Raw genomic sequence first — 9,119 nt, forward strand, 5'->3', positions numbered from 1 at the left:
AAATAAAGGGGTTATACTTGTGGTTTTAGCTGCGATGCAGGTATTTAGACCGTATATAGATCATAGGAAATCAGCCTGGTTTCTGGATGATTTAAGGCTTGGTAAGCAAAGGGTTGAGGCAAAGCAGGTACTGCTTGCGATACTGAGGAGATTGGGCATCATCAATGATGGGAGGAGAGGTTGGATTAATCATCCAATAGTGCTTATGTACTTCAATGATGGCAAGCCCTACATAGATGATCTTATGAATTATTTCTATGCCATTGTTGATGAGTGGGAGCGCAGGGGTCGTAAAAACAATATCTCGTTAAATGATATAGAGCGTTACCTTAGGCATGTTGAGGGAATTGAGGGTTCGCCCGTAACTCCAGTGATTGCTAGGGAATATCGCAGAGTTTTGCTGCTTAAGGATCCCTGTTACTACATTGGGAAGTTAAGTGTTGATGAGGTTCGGGAGTTGGTGAATTCTGAGCCCATTTATTTTAAGGGCATAAATGCGTGGATTAAGGATGTCTATGATGAGTACGTGGAGTTTATCAATGAGTTAAGAGTGGGGAGGATAAGTTGTAAGTCGATATTCCCTAAACGGTAAAAGGGTAGGATTATTTGATTAATTAATTCGAACCCGTACTCATCATAATGCTTAATCAACATTACACCGTGTAGTTTTGCTGCGTTGATTAGTTTCTCAAGCCTTTCCCCTCAATCGTGTATATTATCATTGGTATTGTTGTTTTACCGCTTGGTGCCTGTGCCCTATGCTTCTCAATTTTCTCGGTCATGTCCTTTATGTCCTTCGTCCTCAAGTTGTCTTTATCTCCATTAGTAGTACCTTGTCTTCAGTCTCTACTAGCAGTCAAATTCGGCTATGTTGTTCATCCTCAACCTCCTTACCCTATCCACGGTTATGCCGCACCTCTCCCTTATCCAGGCTGGTAGGTAATGCCTTATGTCCTGCTCCACGAGTTTACCCACAGTCCTCGATAAGCCACCCAGGTCCCTTGAAATGCGGCTTCATAGCCGACAGAGACACCGTTGGAGCAATGAACACCTGGTTAAGGGCTTTACGAGTTTTACATGTGCATGCGGGGGCGCCTTGGTCACCCCCAAGAGCCCCCAATAAACAATGAAACCAGAGGAAGGGGGAGAAGGAAAAGAAAAGGGATGAGGCAATTAACCACCAACCAGACCCAAATCCTACCGTGAAGCCGAGGGCCTATTAAAATAGGCTAAGCATCCTCAACTACGGCACATGCCCAGCGGGTAGGAGTAGGTTCGTCATCGATCCCAACGGCGACGTCTACGGTTGCGAACTCCTCATGGAGCCGCGGTTTAGGGAGGGTAACGTTAGGAGGAGTGAACTGGGTAAACTGTGGGTAAGTGGGTTTAGGGTGTTTAGGGGGAGGCCCATACCAAAGGCCTGTGCCGGTTGCCCATTTCAAAGGTTATGCAGGGGTGGTTGCCCTGCTAGGGCTTACGCCAAGTTAGGTTCATTCAACCACCCCGACCCATATCGCCCATTCATTGGAGGTTAGGTGTTAAGCTTAATAAGGGTTGTTGAGTGGGGATGTGGAGTATGGTTGTCTTACCGCCATTGCAGTACAGCATAGTTAAGGCGCTGATTGAGGCTAACCAGCCCATTGACGCGGATTCACTGGCCGGTAAGCTGGGTAAGAGGGCTGAGGACATTATGAGGGACCTTGAGGAGCTTAGGTCAAGGGGCCTTGTTAACCTTGAGCATAGGCCGGTCAACAAGGTGTCTTTAACGAGCCTAGGCGAGGCCTACCTAAAGAATGGCCTACCTGAGGAGAGGCTACTAAGCCACCTGAGGAGTATTGGGGGTAGGGCTAAGGTGGGTGAACTGGCCAGGTTAACCGGCCTAAGTGATGAGGAGTTCGCCGCAGCCCTCGGTAGGCTTAGGAGGCTAAACGCCATTAGCCTGACCGGCGACTCAGTAACCCTAACGGGGGTTGAGGAGGGTTTGAGGGCCTACGTTAATGAACTTAAGGGGCTTCTAGCCGGCATAAGGGGTGAGGTGGAGTACCCCGGTGAATTACCCAGTATTGTTGAGGAGGCTAGGCGTAGGGGCCTTGTTAAGGTTCGCCAGGTTAGGAGGGTGCTGGCCTCACCAACCCAAGGCCTAATGGAGCTGTACAGGTCGGGTGAGTTAAGCAGCGCAAGGGTCATAACAAGCCTAACCTCAGCCGACCTGGCCTCAGGGGCCTGGAGGGGTGGTGTGTTTAAGGAGTTTGACTTAACAGTGGAGGTTCCCCTAAGGCCCATTAGGCGCAGGCACCCCTTCACCCAGTTCCTAGACCACGTCCGCGATGAACTGGTGGCCATGGGGTTTGAGGAGGTTAAGGACAACCACGTCGACGCAGCACTGTGGAACTTCGACGTACTCCTAGTCCCCCAGTACCACCCAGCCAGGCGTGAAACGGATGTTTTCTACGTGGAGAATAGGCTCAAGCCCAGTGAGGCCCCAGGTGACGTGATGGGGAGGGCCAGTGGGGAGCATAGGGCGGTTTGGGGCTATGGGTGGAGTGGTGAGGAGGCGCTTAGGATACTGCTGAGGACCCACACAACCCTAGTTACAATTAGGCAAATATACCTTAGGGGGCGTGGTGAATACAGGCTGTTCTCACTGGACAGGGTCTATAGACCAGACACCCCAGACCCAACCCACTTCATGGAGTTCCACCAATTGGAGGGCATAATAGTGGGTAGGGGGGTTACCTTCAGGAACCTGCTCGGCTTCTTCACGGAGCTGGCCAAGAGGCTTGGGCTTGGTAGGGTCTACTTCAAGCCAGCCTACTTCCCGTTCACCGAGCCTAGTGTTGAGGGTTACGTTAAGCACCCGAGACTAGGCCAATTGGAGGTCTTCCCAGGGGGCATGTTTAGGCCTGAGGTGCTTAGGGTCGTTGGGCTTGACCGTGACTACAAGGTCGCTGCCTGGGGTGTTGGGATAGATAGGTTGGCCATGGTAGTCCTCGGCGTTGATGACATAAGGACCCTCTACACGAATAATGTAAGGGAGGTAGAGTCGATGAGGGGGGTTGCCTGGGTGGTTTAAATGCCGACCATTAAGGTTTCCTTAAGCGACATATCCTCAATAGCCGGCGTTGAGCTAACCCTAGATAAGCTGAGGGAGGTTATTGAAGTACTTAAGGGTGAGGTGGAGGAGGTTGAGGGTGGCTACGTCTCAATAGAGCTCAACTACGATAGGCCGGATCTATTTTCAGCAGAGGGGCTTGGTAGGGCCATTGGGGTTTACCTAGGCTCAAGGGGCTTACCGAGGTACAGCGTTAATGGCCCAGCCACAAGGCTTGACCTATCCAAGGCGCCCAGTTATAGGCCATACGCCTACATGGCCATTGTGAGGAACGTTGAGTTGAGCGACGAGGCCATTAGGCAGCTCTTCCAGCTCCAGGAGGTTTTACATAGGGATTACGGTGGGGATAGGAGACTCGTCTCAATAGGCCTATACGACCTAGACACCCTTAAGCCACCCTTCGGCTACATTGCGGTTAAGGAGGCTACCTACAGGCCGCTGGATTATAGGGAGGAGATGACCCTCACGGAGGTCCTGGAGGCCACCGAGAAGGGTAGGGCGTACTCGAGCCTAGTCAAGCCTGGGGAGTACCCACTGCTCGTGGACTCGGAGGGCAGGGTGCTTTCGTTCCCACCCATACTGAACAGTGAGGACACTAAGGTCACCGAGTCCACCAGGAACATACTCATAGACGTAACTGGCATTGAACCTGAGCTCATGAAGAGAGTCCTCAACGTAATGGTAACCTCAGTGGCTGAGAGGTCCAGGAACCCAGTCATAGAGTCCGTTGAGGCCGTTAGGCCAGGCTACAGCGAGGTTACCCCAAGGTTGGACTGGGTTAGGGTTGAGGTTAAGCTGAGCGACATAGAGGGCTTACTGGGCGTTAAGGTTAACCCAGACGTGGTGGTCAACCTGCTTGGGAGGATGGGCTACGAGGCCTCCTGCAACGGTGAGGTTGTTGAGGCCCAGGCCCCACCCTACAGGATTGACGTTCACGACGCCGTGGATGTCATTGAGGATGTGGCCATTGGGTTAGGCTACGGCAACATAGAGCCCAGCCTACCTCCCCCAACACACTTCGGCGCCAAGCACCCAGTAGAGGTCCTCAGCAACCTGGTTAGGGAGCTGCTGGTGGGCATGGGCCTACAGGAGGTGGTTAACTTCAACCTGATAAGCGACGAGGCCATGGTTAAGGCTGGTTTTCAAGACTTCGTTAAGCTGAAGAACCCGAAGATAAGGGACTACTCGGCCCTACGCAGCTCACTAATACCATCACTGCTGCTCACGGCTAAGGTCAACCAGAGACTGGTGGGTAGGCTAGAGGCCTTTGAGGTTGGCGACGTGATCGAGGTTAAGGGCGACACGGCAACCACGGATAGGAGGGTTGGGGTCCTGCTGATGGGGGACGGCTTCACGCTGACCGACGGCCTATCTATAGTCAAGTCCCTCCTCAGGTACCTGGGCCTAGACGCCGGTATCCGCAGGTACTCAGGTGGGCCATTCATAAATGTCCGCTCAGTTGAGGTTCTCGTGAACGGCGTCAGCGTGGGTGTTGTTGGTGAGGTTGACCCGGAGGTCCTCGTCGACCTAGGTATTGAGAAGCCCCTAGTGGTTGGTGAGCTTAGCCTAGGCTTAATAATGGGGGTGCTTAAAGGTTTAAAGGGGAGCCAGTGAGCATTAGTTATGGTCCTGGTTATTGGGCATAGGGGAGCCAGGTGTTGCGCACCTGAGAACACTATACCATCCTTCAGGCTGGCCCTTGAGGCCGGGGTTGATGGGGTTGAGATGGACATTCACATGACTAGGGATGGGGAGGTTGTGGTAATTCACGACGACACCCTTGAAAGGACGACAACGGGTTCCGGTTACGTTAAGGACCACACCCTCAGGGAGCTTAAGGGGCTTGATGCCGGTGTTAAGTTCGGTAGCCAGTGGCGTGGGGTCAAGATACCGACACTTGAGGAGGTGCTTAGGGAGCTTGGGAGTAGGGTCAGCTACGTCATTGAGCTTAAACACGGCAGTGACCTCTACCCAGGCATTGAGGGGAAGGTTATCAACCTTGTGAGGAGGTACGGCATCAAGGCCAAGATAGTCTCCTTCGACTTCGACGCCCTGGAGAGGGTTAGGAGCATTGATGAGTCCATTGAAATGGGCTTAATATTCATAGGTAAGCCAAGGTGGTTCATTGAGGCTGCTAGGAGGCTTAGGGCGCAGTGGCTTCAAGCCGAGTATAGGCTAGTTAACGAGGCTGACGTGAGGGCCGTGCATGAGGCCGGTTTAAAGATTGGGGTTTGGACGGTTAATGACGCTGACCTGGCGTTGAGGATGGTTAAGATGGGTGTTGATGAGGTAACAACCGATAACCCAAGCCTAATACTAAAAGCCCTGAGGAGTAGCTGATTACCTCCTGAATACCAGTGTTTTGTATTGCCTTGGCCTTAACCTTACTGTGAATTCCCCGTTGAATTTCCCTAATTCGCTTATCGGCTCCTCCAGTGGGTTTGCCTCCATTAGCGTGTACCCCTTAAGCATGCTTGACCTTATGGTTACTGCCTTCTCCTCCCCATCAACCTCAAGTAGCCTTAACACGACGCCATCACCAAGATCCCACTTCTTAATTGCCGTAACCACGACTTCAGGTGGGTTTAACTCAAGGTCACCGTTAACCACCCTACCAATAATTGGCGATGCGAAGAACCTGTAGGCTGTACTCGGCTTAATACCCCTACCACTCGTTAGCCTGTAGGTGAAGGTGAATTCACCACCCTGGGCAGCCTTGTAGTTAGTGTGCCAGTAGTTGTTCATGACGTAGGAGAATATTAAACCATCCTCAACAGTCAGCTTGCCCCTCCAAACGCCATCAAAAACCCTATTAACCGTAATCAACGGAGCCTCCTCCGAGTGGAGTGCAACGTCGAATTCACCCTTAATCAAAGTTATGTTGTTTACCGTGAACCAGTTAACGCAACCCCCCTCAACGTACTCACCCTCCACGTCAACGAAGGCCCCAGGCTCCTCGACAAGTATCCTCGGCCTCCTTAGTTTGAATGGGAATGCGAAGTAGACCCCCTCCTTATCGTAATTCTCAGCCTTATTAACAATGTTCCTAACAATAATCTCCTTACGCCCCTTGGCAAGGGTAAACTCCCTCCTAACCCTGGATAGGTAGCCATCAGCCTCAGTGATGAAGGTTAGGGAGTCGTCGTTCTCGTAAACCTCAACAAGCCTACTGGAGTACTCCCTAATCACGGTGTAGCTTGGCCTAGTGGGCTCACCCTCATAGAGGTAGTTGAGTATAGTCCTCTCCATGCTGGTACCCCTACCACCAAGCACGTAGATGAACTCGTCGAAGAAGTACCTACTGGTATCAATCAACTCTGCGTTAAGCTCCTTATCAACAATACTCACCACCTCACCATTCTTAACAACAACCCTGTAGTAGCTGGTCTCGAAGACTGTGTCATTACCATTAATAGCCCTTTTGACAACAGGCTTCCTGTTGAACGGCATGGAGGACATTGGAGGTAGCTTAACGTAGGTTCCTTCAATAAGCCCCTCCACAGTGAATGGGTATGGGTTGCTGACGTAGTCACCCCTAGTCAACTCAACAGCCCTGTTAAGGGCCCTATGGGCGAAGCCTGCCTTAATCCTCCACTGCTCAATGACGCTTGGGTTAAATGGGTCACTTACGGAGTTCCAGGCACCCCAGGTATGCTCATCGAAGTAGACCACACTCCTCCAGGCATCATCAAGTTCATTCTTAGGGTAGTTTAAACCCCTGAGGTAATCCATGGCGTAGGCTGCCTCTGCGAAGTAGAGTAGCCTCTTGGCAAGCCTAACCATGGCCAGCTCCCTAGCCGTTGACGCTGCCCCATCCTCCCAATAAACCCCAAAACTACCCCTAACCTCGCTCAACCCACCAACCTTAGCCTCAATGGCGTGGAAGAAGTCGTCGGTGGTGGCAACCTCAACAACCGGGTTAACCCACCTCTCATTAAACCCCCTAACAATGTCGAGGAACCTATCCGAGGCCTCCCAATTATCAATGAACATGCCGTAGAGGAGCACATCCTCATACGGGTAACCCCTCTCCTCAAGGGTTGTTAGGAAGTGTGCCAACCCAGCCTCAGCCCTATCAACACTGGTCAAGAAGCCAGCCGACCAACCCTGGTGGTAACCGTGGAAGCCCGGTATTAAGCCACCGTAGCCACCGCTAAACCAAGCAAAGACGCCGTTACCGTCGGGCCCAACCCACCTGAAGGGTGACTTAAGCCGGGTGTTCAAGGCGTGTAGGGGACCCCTATCCGGATTGGAGGCCTGTATGTAGTACCTAACCCCAATTTGGGCTAGGACGCTTGGTAGGGCCCAGACAGCGGTCGGTATGTCGTTTAATGCAGCAACCTCAATCCTAAACCCCCTCATCCTCAAATCCCTAACACCGTAAAAAAACCTAACCAACTCCTCATGACTACACAGGCCAGTCAACACGTTGAGTGGGAATGCCTGAACCCCAATCAACCCCTTTTTATTATACTCAAGGAGCTCCATTACCCTGCCGAAGGGTTGCTCAGTAACCTCAACCACGAACTTACCACCCCTTGAGGCAATCCTCATGGCAACATCCACGTTACCCCTATGAACCTCCTCAACCCTTGGCTGCAGATCAGTGTAGCCGTAGTCCGTATGAACCGTTGGGGCTATGTAAACCCTAAACCTCCTAGCCTCATTGAAGCTAGGCCTAAAGCTAAAGGACTCACCATCCTCAAAAACAACCCTAACCTCGTCACCAGGCTTAATAGGCACTAGAAACCAGGACAAGCCTGGGTTGGAGGTGAAGGACTGCCCATTAACCTCAAAACGCATTGAGTAGTGGGACCTGTTCCTAACGTAAACCAAGGTACCCCTCAAGCCGTTTTTAGATACGAAACTCGTAGCCTTAACCCAAACATCTAAAAAACCCATAATGTAACCAAGCTGAATACTTAATTTTAAGCTTTACATTACATCACTTAGAAACATTTAACCTATGCTGGCAATATGGAGAATGGGGGTATATCAAGTATTTATATGGCCATACTCATGAATGATGAACGTTAGTTATCGCGACTGCTTCATCATGTATATGTGTAATTCAATGCACCATGATCTCTGTAATATTGGCGCTGGCTTATGAGAAACTTAAATAGATGTAAAAAGTGTAAGGGGATTTATGGAGACGAGAACACGCATACTTATGTTTATATTAGTATTAGTAGCAGCGGTAGTGGTGGCCGTCCTGTCCTTAATTAAAACTACAGTTAGTGCTGTTGGCTTAATGAATACTAGCTACTCGGGTATTGTGTATATTTTACCCTCAGGGAATTCAACCCCACTCTGGGCTAAGACTTACGGTGATAGGATATTCTTCTATGTTTACGCTAACTTGACGCTGTATGAAAACTCAATTAACCGTGACTTTAAGGTGATTAGGGATGCTGGTTACAACTTCGTTGTAATTATGATACCATTAGCCGACCACAACTACCCCTACTATTACCCCAACATTAACCTGATCAACCGCTTAGCCTCTGAGAACCACCTTAAAGTCATGTGGGCCATATTCCCTAAATGGTACTTTGGTCCTGAGTGGAACTACTTGCATGTTAACTCCACAGTCTACAATAAGCTTGTTGAGTTATTGAGTTACCTCGTTACGTTGAATTCAACCTACAGGGTTGCGGTTTAGTATGGTTGGAAACCATCAACTGTGCCGTTAAACACTTGGTGCAATGCAACATTGCTAAAGGCCTACCTAAACTCCCTACCACCCAACGTTAGGGGGAGGTACGTGGCCTGGATTGACATTGATACGTACAAGCTTCGCCCTTCAGGGCGGAGTTGCCCCACCACTTCGTGAGAATTTAGCGATAGATTTATAAAACCCAACCTTGCTGGTTATGGTTAGTGCCTGGGGTGGTGCCTTTTTCTTCCTTGGATGAGCCGGTGGGTCGATACCCCACCCTTACCACCAACCCAGGCACACCTTCCTCCTCCACTCCTAAATCGAAGGGTAGGAGTGGGAAATCAA

9 protein-coding genes are annotated in these 9,119 nt (G+C 50.7%); 6 read left to right on the forward strand and 3 right to left on the reverse strand.

Features of this window, described 5'->3' with window-relative positions; translation table 11 throughout:
- The first annotated feature begins 34 nt into the window (after positions 1-34).
- A complete protein-coding gene (locus AAX04_RS09710; RefSeq protein ID WP_066797593.1) occupies positions 35-592 on the forward strand; it encodes a pyrimidine dimer DNA glycosylase/endonuclease V in 558 nt (185 codons plus the stop codon).
- 88 nt (positions 593-680) lie between these two features.
- Here the strand turns inward: AAX04_RS09710 and AAX04_RS12510 are convergent, their stop codons facing one another.
- The gene (locus AAX04_RS12510; RefSeq protein ID WP_255363595.1) at positions 681-806 is read right to left on the reverse strand and encodes a hypothetical protein; all 126 of its coding nucleotides are present in this window, start codon (positions 804-806) and stop codon (positions 681-683) included.
- A gap of 43 nt (positions 807-849) precedes the next feature.
- Positions 850-975, reverse strand: a complete 126-nt coding sequence (locus AAX04_RS12515; protein WP_255363597.1) for a hypothetical protein — start codon at positions 973-975, stop codon at positions 850-852.
- A gap of 305 nt (positions 976-1,280) precedes the next feature.
- Here AAX04_RS12515 and AAX04_RS09715 point away from each other — a divergent pair, with 305 nt between their 5' ends.
- From AAX04_RS09715 to AAX04_RS09730, 4 genes are read left to right on the forward strand one after another with little or no spacing between them, the layout of a single operon-like run.
- The gene (locus AAX04_RS09715) at positions 1,281-1,535 is read left to right on the forward strand and encodes an SPASM domain-containing protein (protein ID WP_238377857.1); all 255 of its coding nucleotides are present in this window, start codon (positions 1,281-1,283) and stop codon (positions 1,533-1,535) included.
- Positions 1,536-1,576: 41 nt separating this feature from the next.
- Entirely contained in the window at positions 1,577-3,073 is a 1,497-nt protein-coding gene (locus tag AAX04_RS09720; protein ID WP_066797598.1) for a phenylalanine--tRNA ligase subunit alpha, read from the forward strand.
- Complete coding sequence (pheT, locus tag AAX04_RS09725; protein ID WP_066797601.1) at positions 3,074-4,726, forward strand: phenylalanine--tRNA ligase subunit beta; 1,653 nt, start codon at positions 3,074-3,076, stop codon at positions 4,724-4,726. It abuts the gene before it with no gap.
- Between the two features lie 9 nt (positions 4,727-4,735).
- Positions 4,736-5,452: a glycerophosphodiester phosphodiesterase family protein gene (locus tag AAX04_RS09730; protein ID WP_066797604.1), complete on the forward strand. Its 717-nt coding sequence runs from the start codon at positions 4,736-4,738 to the stop codon at positions 5,450-5,452.
- Here AAX04_RS09730 and AAX04_RS09735 read toward each other — a convergent pair whose 3' ends face one another.
- Positions 5,453-8,014: a glycosyl hydrolase-related protein gene (locus tag AAX04_RS09735; protein WP_066797607.1), complete on the reverse strand. Its 2,562-nt coding sequence runs from the start codon at positions 8,012-8,014 to the stop codon at positions 5,453-5,455. It lies immediately after the preceding gene.
- Between the two features lie 304 nt (positions 8,015-8,318).
- Between AAX04_RS09735 and AAX04_RS09740 the strand changes: the two genes are divergently transcribed.
- Positions 8,319-8,777 carry a hypothetical protein gene (locus tag AAX04_RS09740; protein ID WP_162270131.1) on the forward strand — a complete coding sequence of 153 codons (459 nt, stop codon included), beginning with the start codon at positions 8,319-8,321 and terminating at the stop codon, positions 8,775-8,777.
- The last annotated feature ends 342 nt before the right edge of the window (positions 8,778-9,119 follow it).

Origin of the sequence: Caldivirga sp. MU80 (assembly GCF_001663375.1) — an archaeon.
Classification (GTDB): Archaea; Thermoproteota; Thermoprotei; order Thermoproteales; family Thermocladiaceae; genus Caldivirga.